At 72.0% G+C, this 15,856-nt stretch carries 15 protein-coding genes; 14 read left to right on the top strand and 1 reads right to left on the bottom strand.

The features are described from left to right. Positions 1–27: 27 nt before the first annotated feature. Complete coding sequence (locus tag ACIRG6_RS30550; protein ID WP_403325084.1) at positions 28–2,208, bottom strand: ATP-binding protein; 2,181 nt, start codon at positions 2,206–2,208, stop codon at positions 28–30. 169 nt (positions 2,209–2,377) lie between these two features. On the opposite strand from ACIRG6_RS30550, the gene ACIRG6_RS30545 reads away from it, so the two are divergent. The 14 genes from ACIRG6_RS30545 (at position 2,378) to nusB (ending at position 15,684) form a co-directional block, all read left to right on the top strand. Next, a complete protein-coding gene (locus ACIRG6_RS30545; RefSeq protein ID WP_403325083.1) occupies positions 2,378–2,821 on the top strand; it encodes a DUF948 domain-containing protein in 444 nt (147 codons plus the stop codon). Positions 2,822–2,828: 7 nt separating this feature from the next. Continuing rightward, positions 2,829–3,179, top strand: coding sequence for a hypothetical protein (locus tag ACIRG6_RS30540; RefSeq protein ID WP_239770090.1), 351 nt, complete (start codon positions 2,829–2,831; stop codon positions 3,177–3,179). Further along, positions 3,179–5,851 (top strand): alanine--tRNA ligase, encoded by a 2,673-nt coding sequence (gene alaS / locus ACIRG6_RS30535; protein WP_364680905.1) that lies wholly within the window; start codon positions 3,179–3,181, stop codon positions 5,849–5,851. Before ACIRG6_RS30540 ends, alaS begins: the two co-directional genes overlap by 1 nt. 8 nt (positions 5,852–5,859) lie before the next feature. Next, complete coding sequence (gene ruvX / locus ACIRG6_RS30530) at positions 5,860–6,324, top strand: Holliday junction resolvase RuvX (RefSeq protein WP_189230631.1); 465 nt, start codon at positions 5,860–5,862, stop codon at positions 6,322–6,324. A gap of 128 nt (positions 6,325–6,452) precedes the next feature. Then, on the top strand, positions 6,453–8,153 hold the full coding sequence (gene mltG / locus ACIRG6_RS30525) for an endolytic transglycosylase MltG (RefSeq protein ID WP_403325082.1): 1,701 nt from the start codon (positions 6,453–6,455) through the stop codon (positions 8,151–8,153). Beyond that, positions 8,143–8,979 (top strand): shikimate dehydrogenase, encoded by an 837-nt coding sequence (locus ACIRG6_RS30520; RefSeq protein ID WP_403325081.1) that lies wholly within the window; start codon positions 8,143–8,145, stop codon positions 8,977–8,979. Before mltG ends, ACIRG6_RS30520 begins: the two co-directional genes overlap by 11 nt. A gap of 48 nt (positions 8,980–9,027) precedes the next feature. Continuing rightward, a complete protein-coding gene (locus ACIRG6_RS30515; protein ID WP_403325080.1) occupies positions 9,028–9,363 on the top strand; it encodes a hypothetical protein in 336 nt (111 codons plus the stop codon). A gap of 161 nt (positions 9,364–9,524) precedes the next feature. Continuing rightward, the gene (gene aroC / locus ACIRG6_RS30510) at positions 9,525–10,709 is read left to right on the top strand and encodes a chorismate synthase (RefSeq protein ID WP_350725541.1); all 1,185 of its coding nucleotides are present in this window, start codon (positions 9,525–9,527) and stop codon (positions 10,707–10,709) included. Next, a complete protein-coding gene (locus tag ACIRG6_RS30505; RefSeq protein WP_403325079.1) occupies positions 10,706–11,221 on the top strand; it encodes a shikimate kinase in 516 nt (171 codons plus the stop codon). The genes aroC and ACIRG6_RS30505 overlap by 4 nt, the downstream gene beginning before the upstream one ends. Beyond that, positions 11,218–12,309 (top strand): 3-dehydroquinate synthase, encoded by a 1,092-nt coding sequence (gene aroB, locus ACIRG6_RS30500; protein ID WP_350725537.1) that lies wholly within the window; start codon positions 11,218–11,220, stop codon positions 12,307–12,309. The genes ACIRG6_RS30505 and aroB overlap by 4 nt, the downstream gene beginning before the upstream one ends. 195 nt (positions 12,310–12,504) lie before the next feature. Continuing rightward, positions 12,505–13,353, top strand: coding sequence for a Pro-rich N-terminal domain-containing protein (locus tag ACIRG6_RS30495; protein WP_318217748.1), 849 nt, complete (start codon positions 12,505–12,507; stop codon positions 13,351–13,353). Positions 13,354–13,516: 163 nt separating this feature from the next. Further along, complete coding sequence (locus tag ACIRG6_RS30490; protein ID WP_318217747.1) at positions 13,517–14,623, top strand: aminopeptidase P family protein; 1,107 nt, start codon at positions 13,517–13,519, stop codon at positions 14,621–14,623. 57 nt (positions 14,624–14,680) lie between these two features. Next, positions 14,681–15,247: an elongation factor P gene (gene efp / locus ACIRG6_RS30485; RefSeq protein WP_077797769.1), complete on the top strand. Its 567-nt coding sequence runs from the start codon at positions 14,681–14,683 to the stop codon at positions 15,245–15,247. 2 nt (positions 15,248–15,249) lie between these two features. Then, positions 15,250–15,684, top strand: a complete 435-nt coding sequence (gene nusB / locus ACIRG6_RS30480) for a transcription antitermination factor NusB (protein WP_189230641.1) — start codon at positions 15,250–15,252, stop codon at positions 15,682–15,684. Positions 15,685–15,856 lie beyond the last annotated feature (172 nt).

Here is a 15,856-nt window from a genome sequence, read left to right as displayed (position 1 = left end):
GCCGGACGTCAGTACCACCGCGGTACCTCAGCCCGCCGTCTCCCCGCCCCTCCGGGTGGGCGAGGCGGCGGGCTTCGCGCTGTGCGCGCCCGCCGTCGGCCGGGCTGCCCCGCGCGGCGCCGGCAGCGTCGCCGCCCCCGGCCGCCGCAGCGCCCGCGTCACCGCCTCCGCACGGCCGAGCCGCGCCCCGTGCCGCACGTGCTCCTCGTACCGCTCGTCGCCCAGCTGCTTCCGGGCCGTCGCCTCGCACAGCTCGTGCGGTGCGTTGTAGTGCGCCGAACCGAACAGCCGCAGCCCCACCGACGGCCACATCCGCCCCGCCGCCCCCTGCAGCACCGCGGCCTCCGCCGGATCGCCCTCCGCCACCGTAACCAGGGCCAGCAGCTCCACCGCCAGCACCGAACCCAGCTGGTCCCGGAAGCGGTGGGCGCCGGCCAGACAGTCGGCCAGCAGCTCACGGGCGCGCACCGTGTCGCCCTCGCTCCAGGCCGCGTACGCCAGCACGTACAGCGCGTACCCCCGGGCCCAGCGCTCGCCGTGGTCCTCGCACACCTGGCGCACGTCCTCGCACAAGCGCACCGCGTCCGGCAGATCGCCCTGGAACGCCCGCGTCATCGCCAGCTCCACCTGGCCCATCAGCACATTGGTGTTGAGCTCGCCGATCTGCCGGTAACGGCGCAGCGCCGACCGCAGCAGCGTCTCCGCGCGCGGCATGTCGTCCGTGATCAGCGCCAGACAGCCGGTGCGGTGCTCCGCGTACGCCACCGCCGTCGGGTTCTCCGCCCGCTCGGCCTCCTCCCGGCACTCGTGGAGCGCCGCCAGCGCGGGAACGGTGTCGCCCTGAAGGATCGCCACATAGCCGAGCACCCACAGCGCCTTCAGCCGGGACTGCTCGCCGGCCGGCCCCTCCACGTCCAGCCGCACCGCCTGCTCCAGCCAGCGCCGCCCCTCCGACAGCCGGCCGCAGCCGACCCAGTGGAACCACAGGGCACCCGCCAGGTACTGGCCCAGGTGCGCCTCGTCCGGCTCGGCCAGGCAGTACTCCAGGGCGCCGCGCAGATTCGGCAGCTCCGCCTCCACCCGGGCGGCCACCTCACGCTGGCGCGGCGAGAACCAGTCCAGCTCGCACCAGGTCGCCAGCCCCACGTACCAGTCCCGGTGGCGACGCCTCAGCCGCGCCGCGTCGCCCGTCGCCTCCAGCCAGTCGGCGCCGTACGCCCGCACCGTGTCGAGCATCCGGTACCGGACCCCGGCCGGCGTCTCCTCGCGCGTCAGCACCGACTGCGCCAGCAGCGCGCAGACCACGTCGAGCACCTCGTCGGCGGGCAGACCGTCGCCGCTGCACACGTACTCGGCGGCATCCAGATCGAACGACCCCGTGAACACCGACAGCCGGGCCCACAGCAGCCGCTCCTCGGGCGTGCACAGCTCATGGCTCCAGCCGATCGCGGTGCGCAGCGTCCGGTGCCGGGGCAGCGCGGTGGGGTCCCCGCCGGTCAGCAAGCGGAAACGGTCGTCCAGCCGCCGCAGCACCTGCTCCGGCGACAGCGCGTCCAGCCGCCCGGCGGCCAGCTCGATCGCCAGCGGGATCCCGTCCAGCCGCCGGCACAGCTCCCGCAGCACTCCCTCGGTCTCGGTGTCCAGGGCGTCCGCGCACGCGAGATCGCGCTGCGCCGCCCGGACCGTCAGCAGCTCCACCGCCTCCTCCGCGCTCAGCGGCGCCAGCGGAACCAGCCGCTCCCCGGCCACGCCCAGCGGCCTGCGCCCCACCGCCAGCATCCGCAGCCCCGGCGCGCGGCCCAACAGGGCGGTCGCCAGCGCGCCGCAGGCGTCCACCAGGTGCTCGACCCCGTCCAGGACCAGCAGCAACTCCCGCTCGGCGAGATGCGCGAGCAGCGTCTCGCGGGGCAGGCGCGTCGTGTGGTCGGTCAGTCCGAGCGCCTCCACGACCGCGTAGTCGACGAACTCCGGATCGCGCACCGGCGCCAGGTCCACCCGCCAGACACCGTCCCGGGGCGCGCACCGGGACGCGGCCCGCGCCGCCAGGCGGGACTTGCCGACCCCGCCCGCCCCGGTCACCGTCACCAGCCGGGCGGCGTCAAGGGCCCGGGCCAGCCCCGCGAGTTCCGCCGCGCGCCCCACGAAGACGTCGAGCTCCAGCGGAAGGTTGCCGTGCGGTGAGCTGCCGTCGCGCCGTTGATCTCGCATGGAACACGGAGCGTACTGGCCCGTATTCACTCCGTACAATCGCTTCGCCCGACTTCGCCGCCCGCGGACGGCAATCCGGTACGGAGCCCCGCGCCCGGCGCGATAGGCTCGGTGCACGACTTTCTCGATGTTCTCGATGTTCAGGCACGTTTCAGGGAGCGGGTGCACAGTGTCCGGTGGTGAGGTGGCCGGGATCCTGGTGGCCGTCTTCTGGGCGATCCTGGTCTCCTTCCTCGCCGTCGCACTGGCGAGGCTGGCCCAGACGCTCAGGGCGACCACCAAGCTCGTGGCGGACGTGACCGACCAGGCCGTCCCGCTGCTGGCCGACGCCTCCTCGGCGGTGCGCTCCGCGCAGACCCAGATCGACCGGGTCGACGCGATCGCCTCCGACGTCCAGGAGGTCACGTCGAACGCCTCGGCGCTGTCGACCACCGTGGCCTCCACCTTCGGCGGCCCGCTGGTCAAGGTCGCGGCGTTCGGATACGGCGTGCGCAGGGCACTCGGCGCTCGCAAGGAGGACGTGCCCGCGGGCCCGGCCAAGGAGCCGCGGCGCACCGTGATCGTCGGCCGTACGATCCCGGCCGCGCGGCGGACGAAGCGGAAGAAGGACTGATCCAGCGATGTTCCGCCGTACGTTCTGGTTCGGCACCGGTGTCGCCGCCGGTGTGTGGGCCACCACCAAGGTCAACCGGAAGCTCAAGCAGCTCACCCCCGAGAGCCTCGCCGCGACCGCGGCGAACAAGGCGATCGACGCGGGCACCCGGATCAAGGACCGCGCGGTGGGCTTCGCCCTCGACGTCCGCGACAACATGGCCCAGCGGGAAGCCGAACTGGACGACGCGCTCGGGCTGAACGCCCCCGTCGACCGCGAACTGCCCGCTGCCAGGCGGTACAACGCCATCGAGAACAGCAACGACCTGAGGTACGTCGACAGGACGACGTACTCGTACAACCGGAATGAGGACCACTGATGGAGTCGGCCGAGATCCGCCGCCGCTGGTTGAGCTTCTTCGAGGACCGCGGGCACACCGTCGTCCCTTCGGCGTCGCTCATCGCGGACGACCCGACTCTGCTGTTGGTCAACGCCGGCATGGTGCCCTTCAAGCCGTACTTCCTCGGCGAGGTCAAGCCGCCCTACGCCCGCGCCACCAGCGTCCAGAAGTGTGTGCGCACGCCGGACATCGAAGAGGTCGGCAAGACCACCCGGCACGGCACGTTCTTCCAGATGTGCGGCAACTTCTCCTTCGGCGACTACTTCAAGGAAGGCGCCATCAAGCTCGCCTGGGAGCTGCTCACCAGCCCCCAGGACAAGGGCGGTTACGGCCTCGACCCCGAGCGCCTGTGGATCACCGTCTACCAGGACGACGACGAGGCCGAGCAGCTCTGGCGCGAGGTCGTCGGCGTCCCCGCCGAGCGCATCCAGCGCCTGGGCAAGAAGGACAACTTCTGGTCCATGGGCGTGCCCGGCCCCTGTGGCCCGTGCTCCGAGATCAACTACGACCGCGGCCCCGAGTTCGGCGTCGAGGGCGGCCCCGCCGTCAACGACGAGCGGTACGTGGAGATCTGGAACCTCGTCTTCATGCAGTACGAGCGGGGCGAGGGCATCGGCAAGGAGGACTTCGAGATCCTCGGGGACCTGCCGAGCAAGAACATCGACACCGGGCTCGGCCTGGAGCGCCTCGCCATGATTCTGCAGGGCGTGCAGAACATGTACGAGATCGACACCTCGATGGCCGTCATCGACAAGGCCACCGAGCTCACCGGCGTGGCCTACGGCGACGCCCACGACTCGGACGTCTCCCTGCGCGTGGTCACCGACCACATCCGCACCGCCGTGATGCTCATCGGCGACGGCGTCACCCCCGGCAACGAGGGCCGCGGTTACGTCCTGCGCCGCATCATGCGCCGCGCCATCCGCAACATGCGCCTGCTCGGCGCCACCGGTCCGGTCGTCAAGGACCTGATCGACGTCGTGATCGGCATGATGGGGCAGCAGTACCCCGAGCTGATCACCGACCGCGAGCGGATCGAGAAGGTCGCCCTCGCCGAGGAGAACGCCTTCCTCAAGACCCTGAAGGCCGGCACCAACATCCTCGACACCGCCGTGAGCGACACCAAGGCCGCCGGCGGCACCGTCCTGGCCGGCGACAAGGCCTTCCTGCTCCACGACACCTGGGGCTTCCCGATCGACCTCACCCTGGAGATGGCCGCCGAGCAGGGGCTGTCCGTGGACGAGGACGGCTTCCGGCGCCTGATGAAGGAGCAGCGGGAGCGCGCCAAGGCCGACGCCCAGTCGAAGAAGACGGGCCACGCCGACCTCGGTGCCTACCGTGAGATCGCGGACCGTGCCGGTGCCACCGACTTCATCGGTTACACCGACACCGAGGGCGAGTCCACCATCGTCGGCATCCTCGTCGACGGCATCTCCTCCCCGGCCGCCACCGAGGGCGACGAGGTCGAGATCGTCCTCGACCGCACCCCCTTCTACGCCGAGGGCGGCGGCCAGATCGGCGACACCGGCCGGATCAAGGCCGACTCCGGTGCCGTCATCGAGGTCCGCGACTGCCAGAAGCCGGTCCCGGGCGTCTACGTCCACAAGGGCGTCGTCCAGGTCGGCGAGATCACCGTCGGCGCCAAGGCCCACGCCTCCATCGACGACCGGCGGCGCAAGGCCATCGCCCGCGCCCACTCGGCCACCCACCTCACCCACCAGGCCCTGCGCGACGCCCTCGGCCCGACGGCCGCCCAGGCCGGTTCCGAGAACCAGCCCGGCCGCTTCCGCTTCGACTTCGGTTCGCCGTCCGCCGTGCCGACGGCCGTGATGACCGACGTCGAGCAGAAGATCAACGAGGTGCTCGCCCGCGACCTCGACGTCCGCGCCGACGTCATGGGCATCGACGAGGCCAAGAAGCAGGGCGCCATCGCCGAGTTCGGCGAGAAGTACGGCGAGCGCGTCCGCGTCGTGACCATCGGCGACTTCTCCAAGGAGCTGTGCGGCGGCACCCATGTGCACAACACCGCCCAGCTCGGCCTGGTCAAGCTGCTCGGCGAGTCGTCCATCGGCTCCGGGGTGCGCCGCATCGAGGCCCTGGTCGGCGTGGACGCCTACAACTTCCTCGCCCGTGAGCACACGGTCGTCGCCCAGCTCCAGGAGCTGATCAAGGGCCGCCCGGAGGAACTCCCGGAGAAGGTCTCCGCCATGCTCGGCAAGCTGAAGGACGCCGAGAAGGAGATCGAGAAGTTCCGCGCCGAGAAGGTCCTCCAGGCCGCCGGCTCGCTCGCCGACTCCGCCAAGGACGTGCGTGGCGTCGCCCTGGTCACCGGTCAGGTCCCGGACGGCACCACGGCCGACGACCTGCGCAAGCTGGTCCTCGACGTGCGCGGCCGCATCCAGGGCGGCCGGGCCGCCGTGGTGGCCCTCTTCACGACGGCGGGCGGCAAGCCGCTCACGGTCATCGCCACCAACGAGGCCGCCCGCGAGCGCGGCCTCAAGGCCGGTGACCTGGTGCGCACCGCCGCCAAGACCCTCGGCGGCGGCGGTGGCGGCAAGCCGGACGTCGCCCAGGGCGGAGGTCAGAACGCCGCCGCCATCGGTGACGCCGTCGACGCCGTCGAGCGCCTCGTCGCCGAGACCGCGAAGTAGGACGGGCGATGCGCAGAGGCCGCCGGCTCGCGATCGACGTCGGGGACGCCCGGATCGGGGTCGCCTCGTGCGACCCCGACGGGATCCTCGCCACCCCGGTGGAGACCGTCCCCGGGCGGGACGTCCCGGCGGCGCACCGCCGCCTGCGCCAACTGGTCGAGGAGTACGAGCCCGTCGAGGTCGTCGTCGGTCTCCCTCGCTCCCTCAAGGGGGGCGAGGGTCCGGCCGCGGCCAAGGTCAGGGGCTTCGCCCAGGAGCTGGCCAAGGGCATCGCTCCCGTCCCCGTACGGCTGGTCGACGAGCGGATGACGACGGTGACGGCGAGCCAGGGGCTGCGCGCCTCGGGCGTGAAGTCCAAGAAGGGCAGATCGGTCATCGACCAGGCCGCCGCTGTGATCATCCTTCAGCAGGCGCTGGAATCCGAACGGGTGTCAGGCAAAGCACCCGGCGAGGGCGTCGAAGTGGTCATCTGATCGCGATACGGTAACGTTCCGCGCGATGCGGCGGCATTCGAACAGCCCCCGCACAGCAAGAGGCGGAACGGAAGCCGGCCCCCCACATCAGGTCGCGCGGACCGCCGCCTCGCGGCTCTAGGGGATCGATGACTGAGTATGGCCGGGGCCCAGGCTCCGAACCGTGGCATCCGGAGGACCCGTTGTACGGGGACGGCGGATGGGGCGGACAGCAGGCCCAGGCGGGTCAGCAGTCCCCCTACGGCGGCCAGCCGCAGCACTATCCGCAGCAGCCGCAGCAACAGCAGCAGCCGCAGTACGGCGACTGGGGCGACGGCGGCCAGGGCGCGTACGGGCAGCAGCAGTACGACCAGTACGGTCAGCCGATCCCCGAGCCGCAGTACGACCAGTACGGCCAGCAGCAGTACGACCAGCAGTACGCGGCCCAGGCGCAGCCGCAGCAGGACCAGGGCTACGACGACGGCGGCTGGGGGACCGGCGCGCATCCCCACGCGCAGCACCCGGGCGACCCGTCGGACCCCTATGGCCCGCAGAGCGCCGCCTACGGCGCCGAGCAGCCCGACTTCTACGGCACCCCGGACGCGTACCCGCCGCCGGAGCCGCCCGGCCGACGGCGCGCCGAACCCGAACCGCAGGGCACCGACTGGGACCCCGGTCCCGACGAGGGTGAGCACGCCTTCTTCGCGGGCGGGGACGCCGGGGACGACGGCGGCACCGGCGGTCGTGGCGAGCGCAGGGGCCGGGGCGGCAAGCAGAAGAAGGGCCGCAGCGGCCTCGCCTGTCTCGTGGTCTGCCTGGTGCTCGGCGGCGGTGTGGCGGGCGTCGGCTACTTCGGCCTGCAGTTCTACCAGGACCGTTTCGGCGCGGCCCCGGACTACGCGGGCAACGGCAACGGCGAGAAGGTGACCGTCACCATCCCCGAGGGCGCGGGCGGCGCGACGATCGGCCAGGAGCTCAAGCGCCAGGGAGTGGTGAAGAGCGTCGACGCCTTCATCAGCGCCCAGCAGAGCAATCCCAACGGCAAGAGCATCCAGGACGGCGTGTACACGCTGCAGAAGGAGATGTCGGCCGCGAGCGCGGTCCAGATGCTGCTCGACCCCAAGAGCCGCAGCAACCTGATCATCTCCGAGGGCTGGCGGAACGTACAGGTCTACAAGAAGATCGACGAGCAGCTCGGGCTCAAGAAGGGCACCACCGCCGGCGTCGCCAAGAGCCAGTGGAAGAACCTCGGTCTGCCCGCCTGGGCGATGAACCACGGGGACGTCAAGGACCCGCTGGAAGGGTTCCTCTTCCCGTCCAGCTATCCCGCGACCAAGGGCCAGAAGCCCGAGGACGTGCTCAGGCAGATGGTGGCGCGGGCCAATGAGCGGTACACGGCGCTCGGCCTGGCGTCGAAGGCGGAGAGTCTCGGTCTGGACGGTCCCTGGCAACTGCTCACCGTCGCGAGCCTCGTGCAGGCCGAGGGCAAGACCCACGAGGACTTCCGCAAGATGTCCGAGGTCGTCTACAACCGGCTCAAGCCCGACAACACCGAGACCAACCGGTTGCTCCAGTTCGACTCGACCTTCAACTACGCGAAGGGCCAGAGCAACATCCACATCGGCGAGTCCGAGATCAACAACGACAAGGACCCGTACAACACGTACACCAACACGGGCCTGCCGCCCGGCCCCATCGGCAACCCCGGCGTCGAGGCGCTCGAGGCGTCGATGGATCCCACGGACGACGGCTGGATCTACTTCGTGGCCACCGACGGCAGGAACAAGACCGAGTTCGCGAAGACGCACGACGAGTTCCTGAGGCTGAAGGACAAGTTCAATGCCAGTTAGGGCCGGGGCGCGACGGGCGGCCGTACTCGGCTCCCCGATCGCCCACTCCCTCTCCCCGGTGCTGCACCGCACCGCCTACGCCGAGCTGGGGCTGGAGGGCTGGACGTACGACCGGTTCGACGTCGACGAGGAGGCGCTGCCGGGCTTCTTCGACAAGCTGGGCAGAGAATGGGCGGGGCTGTCGCTGACCATGCCGCTCAAGCGGGCGGTGATCCCGCTGCTCGACGGGATCAGCGAGACGGCGGCCTCGGTGGACGCGGTGAACACCGTCGTCTTCACCGAGGACGGCCGCAGGACCGGCGACAACACCGACATCCCCGGCATGGTCGCCGCCCTGCGCGAGCACGGCATCGAGAGGGTCGACGCCGCCGCGGTCCTCGGCGCCGGGGCCACCGCCTCCTCCGCGCTGGCCGCGCTGGCCCGGGTCTGCACCGGCGAGGTCACCGTGTACGTACGCAGTGAGGCACGCGCCGCCGAGATGCGGGGCTGGGCCGAGCGGCTCGACGTCGACGTGCGCATCGCCGACTGGGCGCACGCCGAGCAGGCGCTGCACGCCCCGCTGGTCGTCGCCACCACACCCGCCGGCACCACCGACGCGCTGGCCGCCGCGGTGCCCGAGATGCCCGGAACCCTCTTCGACGTGCTGTACGACCCCTGGCCGACCGCGCTCGCGGCCCGCTGGTCGGCGTACGGCGGTGCCGTGGTCAGCGGCCTCGACCTGCTGTTGCACCAGGCGGTGCTTCAGGTCGAGCAGATGACGGGCCGCGCCCCGGCCCCGCTGGCAGCCATGCGAAAAGCAGGCGAGCACGCCCTCGCGGAACGCTAGGATCCGTCCGGTTCCGCAGGGGGCGGAACCGGGAGGGGGAAGCGATCCATGTCCACAGGCATGCCTCTGGCATCCGCCAAGAGCCAGATATTCGAGGCCGTGCTGGGCTTCCTGCCCGACTGGGTGCAGATCACGGTGCTCGCCCTGGTCGTACTGGCCGTCGTGGCGTCCTGGGTGGTCAAGGCGCAGCGCAGGATCGCCCGCCGGCGCGCGGCGCGAAGCGGTGCGCCGGTCCAGGCGGCGACGCGGTACAGCCAGGGCCGCGGCGCCGACCACCTGGGCCCCTACGCGCCGCCCCAGGCATCACCCCGTCCGCAGCCGACCGGCGCCGATTTCCTCGGTTCCTACGCTCCCCGGCAGGGTCAGAGCAACGGCCCCGCCTGAGACCGCCCGTCCGTCAGATGGACCGGCGGGCGGGCCGGGCGGCCGGACGTGGGAGGATCGGAGGTGGCGGACCGGGGCCCGCGCACCCGGACACGCCGTCGCCGTACGCAGAGAAGACGCGTACGCAGGGCATACCGGGGCGCGAGCACTGAGGAGCACCGTTGAGCAGGTTGCGCTGGCTGACCGCGGGGGAGTCCCACGGTCCCGCACTCGTCGCGACGCTGGAGGGTCTGCCCGCCGGCGTGCCGATCACCACGGACATGGTGGCGGACCATCTGGCGAGGCGGCGGCTCGGCTACGGTCGCGGTGCGCGCATGAAGTTCGAGCGTGACGAGGTCACCTTCCTCGGCGGTGTCCGGCACGGCCTCACCATGGGCTCCCCGGTCGCGATCATGGTGGGCAACACCGAGTGGCCCAAGTGGGAGCAGGTCATGGCGGCCGACCCGGTCGACCCGGAGGTGCTCGCGGGACTGGCCCGCAACGCCCCGCTGACCCGGCCCCGTCCCGGCCACGCGGATCTCGCGGGCATGCAGAAGTACGGCTTCGACGAGGCCCGCCCGATCCTGGAGCGCGCCTCGGCGCGCGAGACGGCCGCCCGGGTGGCCCTGGGCGCCGTGGCCCGGTCGTACCTGAAGGAGACGGCCGGCATCGAGATCGTCAGCCACGTCGTCGAGCTGTGCTCCGTGAAGGCTCCGCAGGGCGTGCACCCCACCCCGGCGGACGTCGAGAGGCTGGACGCCGACCCGCTGCGCTGCCTGGATGCGGACACCTCCAAGGCGATGGTCGCGGAGGTCGACCAGGCCCACAAGGACGGTGACACGCTCGGCGGTGTGGTCGAGGTGCTGGCGTACGGCGTCCCGGTCGGTCTGGGTTCGCACGTGCACTGGGACCGCAAGCTGGACGCCCGGCTGGCCGGCGCCCTGATGGGCATCCAGGCGATCAAGGGCGTCGAGATCGGCGACGGTTTCGAGCTGGCCCGGGTGCCCGGCTCCAAGGCGCACGACGAGATCGTCAGCACGCCCGAGGGCATCCGCCGCGTCTCCGGACGCGCCGGCGGCACCGAAGGCGGCCTGTCCACCGGTGAGCTGCTGCGGGTCCGCGCCGCGATGAAGCCGATCGCGACCGTGCCGCGTGCCCTGAAGACCGTGGACGTGACCACCGGCGAGGCCGCGCAGGCTCACCACCAGCGCTCCGACGTCTCGGCGGTCCCGGCGGCCGGCATCGTCGCCGAGGCGATGGTCGCCCTGGTCCTCGCGGACGCCGTGGCGGAGAAGTTCGGCGGCGACAGCGTCACCGAGACCCGCCGCAACGTCACCTCGTACCTCGACAACCTGGCGATCCGATGAACACCCCGCTGATCGTCCTGGTCGGACCGATGGGCGTGGGCAAGTCCACCGTCGGACAGCTGCTCGCCGGGCGCCTCGGCACCGCGTACCGGGACACCGACGAGGACATCGTCTCCGCGCAGGGACGGACCATCGCCGAGATCTTCGTGGACGAGGGCGAGCCGGCCTTCCGCGCCCTGGAGAAGCAGGCCGTGCGCACGGCCCTCGCCGAGCACGACGGCGTCCTCGCCCTCGGCGGCGGCGCGATCCTCGACGAGGACACCCGCGGCCTGCTCGCCGGCCGGCGCGTCGTCTATCTGTCGATGGACGTCGAGGAGGCGGTCAAGCGCACCGGCCTGAACGCCGCGCGCCCGCTGCTGGCGGTCAACCCGCGCAAGCAGTGGCGCGAGCTGATGGAGGCCCGCCGCCACCTCTACGAGGAGGTCGCCACGGTCGTCGTCGCCACCGACGGGCGTACCCCCGAAGAAGTCACGCAAGCGGCCCTGGACGCACTGGAGTTGAAGGAAGCATGAGCGAGGCAGTCACCCGGATCCAGGTCGGCGGCACCGCGGGATCCGAGCCCTACGAGGTCCTGGTGGGCCGTCAGCTCCTGGGCGAACTCGCCGGCCTGATCGGCCCGAAGGCCAAGCGGGTCGCCGTGATCCACCCCGAGGCTCTCGCCGAGACCGGCGACGCGCTGCGCGCCGACCTCGCCGAGCAGGGCTACGACGCGATCGCCATCCAGGTGCCCAACGCCGAGGAGGCCAAGACCGCCGAGGTCGCCGCCTACTGCTGGAAGGCGCTGGGCCAGTCCGGCTTCACCCGCACCGACGTCATCGTCGGCGTCGGCGGCGGCGCCAGCACCGACCTCGCCGGCTTCGTGGCCGCGACCTGGCTGCGCGGCGTGCGCTGGATCGCCGTCCCGACCACCGTGCTGGCCATGGTGGACGCGGCCGTCGGCGGCAAGACCGGCATCAACACCGCCGAGGGCAAGAACCTCGTCGGCGCCTTCCACCCGCCGGCCGGCGTCCTGTGCGACCTCGCCGCGCTGGACTCCCTCCCGGTCAACGACTACGTCTCGGGCCTCGCCGAGGTCATCAAGGCCGGCTTCATCGCCGACCCCGCGATCCTCGACCTGATCGAGTCCGACCCCCAGGCCGCGCGCACCCCGGCCGGACCGCACACCGCCGAACTGATCGTGCGCTCCATCAAGGTCAAGGCCGAGGTCGTCTCCTCCGACCTGAAGGAGGCGGGCCTGCGGGAGATCCTGAACTACGGTCACACCCTCGGCCACGCCATCGAGAAGAACGAGCGCTACAAGTGGCGCCACGGCGCCGCCGTCTCCGTCGGCATGCACTTCGCCGCCGAACTGGGCCGCCTCGCGGGCCGGCTGGACGACGCCACCGCCGACCGCCACCGCAGCATCCTCGAAGCGGTCGGCCTGCCGCTCCACTACCGCTACGACCAGTGGCCGAAGCTGGTGGAGAACATGAAGGTCGACAAGAAGTCCCGCGGCGACCTGCTGCGCTTCATCGTCCTCGACGGCCTGGCCAAGCCCACCGTCCTGGAGGGACCCGACCCGGCCGTCCTCCTCGCCGCCTACGGCGAGGTGGGCGAGTAAGTCCCCCGCCGCACCTTCCGTCCGATTCGCCTTGCGGGGCGGGCACTTCGGACCACCCCCGGCCGTTCACCAAAGGACGGCCGGGGACGGTACCGTTCGGACGGGGCCCCTCCCACGCCCTTTAGGCTGTGGGGAACAGCGGGTACCCGTCCCGCTGTCAGCGCCCATCGCCTGTACGAGACGGAGTGGCACCGGATGCAGCACGCAGTGGGTTCTCCGCTGCCGCCGCCCCCTCAGCCGGGGCACGGACCGGCCGTCGGCTGGTCCCCGGCCGCACACCACCCGGGCCCGCACCAGGGTTCCGCCCCCGTGCCCCCGCCTGTGGCGCCGGGCTACCCCATGCAGGCCCCGCACCCCGGGCCCCCGCAGCAGGCCCCGGCCCCACCACCCGTGCCGGACACCACCGGACACGTCCCGCTGCCGCCCGGCGGTCCCGTCGCAGCGCCCAGCATGCCGCCCGCCACGGCCGCCGTACCCGACCCGGCGACCACCACCCTCGCGGTGCTCCTCATCGGCCCCGCGGGCGCGGGCAAGACCAGCGTCGCCAAGTACTGGGCGGAGCACCGCAGGGTCCCCACCGCCCACATCAGCCTCGACGACGTGCGCGAGTGGGTCCGCTCGGGCTTCGCCGACCCCCAGTCCGGGTGGAACGAGAACTCCGAGGCCCAGTACCGCCTCGCCCGCCGCACCTGCGGCTTCTCCGCGCGCAACTTCCTCGCCAACGGCATCTCGTGCATCCTCGACGACGCCGTCTTCCCGGACCGTCCGGTCGTCGGGCTCGGCGGCTGGAAACGGCACGTCGGGCCGGGTCTGCTCCCCGTCGTCCTGCTGCCGGGACTGGACGTCGTCCTGGAGCGCAACGCCGAGCGCAGCGGCAACCGGCGGCTCACCGACGAGGAGGTCGCCCGCATCCACGGCCGCATGGCCGGCTGGTACGGCTCGGGCCTCCCGATCATCGACAACTCCCAGCTTGACGTCCCGGAGACGGCCCGCCTCCTGGACGAGGTCCTCGCCCGCTCCATAGCCAGCCCCCCGAACTGGTAGGGCCCCGAAGGGGCGCGGGGAACTGCGCGACCAGCCCCCACCGGCCGTCAGCCGCGGACGACATCCACCCCCACCCCGAACCGCGCTCCCGGCGGAGCCCGGCGCACCGCCCACTCGGCCCTCCCGAGCGGCGCCCCCCGAGCGGAGCTCTTACGCTCGGGTCATGTCAGAGGTGTACGCGGCCCGCCGGACGCGCCTACGAGAACGCTGCAACGCGGGCGGCAGCGCGGCGGCGCTCGTCTCCCGGCCCGCCAACGTGCGCTATCTCGCGGGCGCCGCCCCGCACGGCGCCGTGCTGCTGCTGGGCAAGACCGAGGATCTCCTGGTGTGCTCCGGCCCGCCGGACGAGCGGCCCACGGAGGGCAGGCCCGACGAGGCTCTGTCGCTGCGTGCCCTGCCCGGCCCCGGCGGTGACCCCGCCGTCGCCGCCACCGGCCTCGCCGCGGCCCAGGGCGCCGAGTCCCTCGCCACCGAGGACCACCACCTCACCGTCGCCCGGCAGCGGGCCATGCGCTCGGTCGCCCCAGGGCTGCGCCTGACAGACCTCGGCCAAGCGGTGGAGCAGCTCCGGGTCGTCAAGGACGAAGAGGAGATCTCCTGCCTGCGGATCGGCGCCGAGATCGCCGACCAGGCCCTCGGCGAGCTGCTGGAGTCCATCCTCGTCGGCCGCACCGAGCGGCACCTCGCCCTGGAACTGGAACGCCGCCTGGTCGACCACGGCGCCGACGGTCCCGCCTTCCCGACCTCCGTCGGCACCGGCCCCAACTCCGGGCGCCGCGGGCACCGGCCCACCGACCGGCGCGTGGAGGAGGGCGACTTCCTCTCCGTGTGCCTGGGCGCGATGTACCGCGGCTACCGCTGCGAGATCGGCCGTACGTTCGTCATCGGCACCTCGCCGGCGGACTGGCAGATCGAGCTGTACGACCTCGTCTTCTCCGCGCAGCGGGCGGGCCGGGAGGCCCTCGTACCCGGCGCCGCCTGCCGTGATGTGGACCGCGCGGCCCGCCAGGCACTGGACTCCGCCGGGTACGCGGAGAACCTTCCGGCCCTCACGGGTCACGGTGTAGGACTCGAAATCGACGAGGACCCGCAGTTGGGTCCGGCGGCCATGGGTAAACTGGACGCTTGTGTGCCGGTCACCGTCGAACCGGGGGTCCACCTCCCGGGCCGGGGCGGTGTCCGGATCGATGACACGCTCGTCGTGCGCCCCGAGGCGGACGGCGGACCCGAGCTACTCACCATCACGACCAAGGAGCTGCTCGCGCTCTAGCCTCGCGCTGTGCGCACGCCCCGGGTCGTCCACGTCAGTCCAGGAGATTCCGCAACCGTGGCTTCCACGAACGACCTCAAGAACGGCCTGGTGCTCAAGCTCGAAGGCGGCCAGCTCTGGTCCGTCGTCGAGTTCCAGCACGTCAAGCCCGGCAAGGGCCCCGCCTTCGTGCGCACCAAGCTCAAGAACGTGCTCTCCGGCAAGGTCGTCGACAAGACCTTCAACGCCGGCGTCAAGGTCGAGACGGCCACTGTCGACAAGCGCGACATGCAGTTCTCGTACATGGACGGCGACTACTTCGTCTTCATGGACATGGAGACCTACGACCAGCTGATGGTCGACCGCAAGACGGTCGCCGACGCCGCCAACTTCCTGGTGGAGGGCTTCACCGCCACCGTCGCGCAGCACGAGGGCGAGGTGCTCTTCGTCGAGCTGCCCGCCGCCGTCGAGCTGACCGTCCAGGAGACCGAGCCGGGCGTCCAGGGCGACCGCTCCACCGGCGGCACCAAGCCCGCCACGCTGGAGACCGGCCACCAGATCCAGGTCCCGCTCTTCATCACCACCGGTGAGAAGATCAAGGTCGACACCCGCACGAGCGACTACCTCGGCCGGGTGAACAGCTAACCGTGGCTGCCCGCAACACGGCCCGCAAGCGCGCCTTCCAGATCCTCTTCGAGGGCGATCAGCGCGGCGCGGACGTCCTGACGGTCCTCGCCGACTGGGTCCGGCACTCCCGGTCCGACACCCGGCAGCCGCCGGTGAGCGAGTACACGATGGAGCTGGTCGAGGGGTACGCCGAGCGCGCCAAGCGCATCGACGAGCTCATCGCCCAGTACTCGGTCGGCTGGACGCTCGACCGCATGCCGGTCGTCGACCGCAACATCCTGCGCCTCGGCGCGTACGAGCTGATCTGGGTCGACGCGACCCCGGACGCCGTCGTCCTCGACGAGATGGTGCAGCTGGCGAAGGAGTTCTCCACGGACGAGTCGCCGGCCTTCGTCAACGGTCTGCTCGGCCGGCTGAAGGAACTGAAGCCTTCGCTGCGCCGTGACGAGGCCTGACGGAGACAGACACAGACGCCGATGGGCCTGCGGAACCGACAACGGTTGCCGCAGGCCCATCGGCGTCTCTTCGTGCTCCCGAAGCCCCCGGTACCCGAAGACGCCGCCGGGGGGGGGGGGGGGGGGGGGGGGGGGGCGCCCCCCCCGCCGGCCCCGGGGGGGGGTGTGGGGC

Source organism: Streptomyces flaveolus (assembly GCF_044765825.1).
GTDB lineage: Bacteria > Actinomycetota > Actinomycetes > Streptomycetales > Streptomycetaceae > Streptomyces > Streptomyces flaveolus.
Note: the sequence above shows the minus strand (reverse complement) of the source record. Positions and strands in the feature narration are given on the sequence as shown.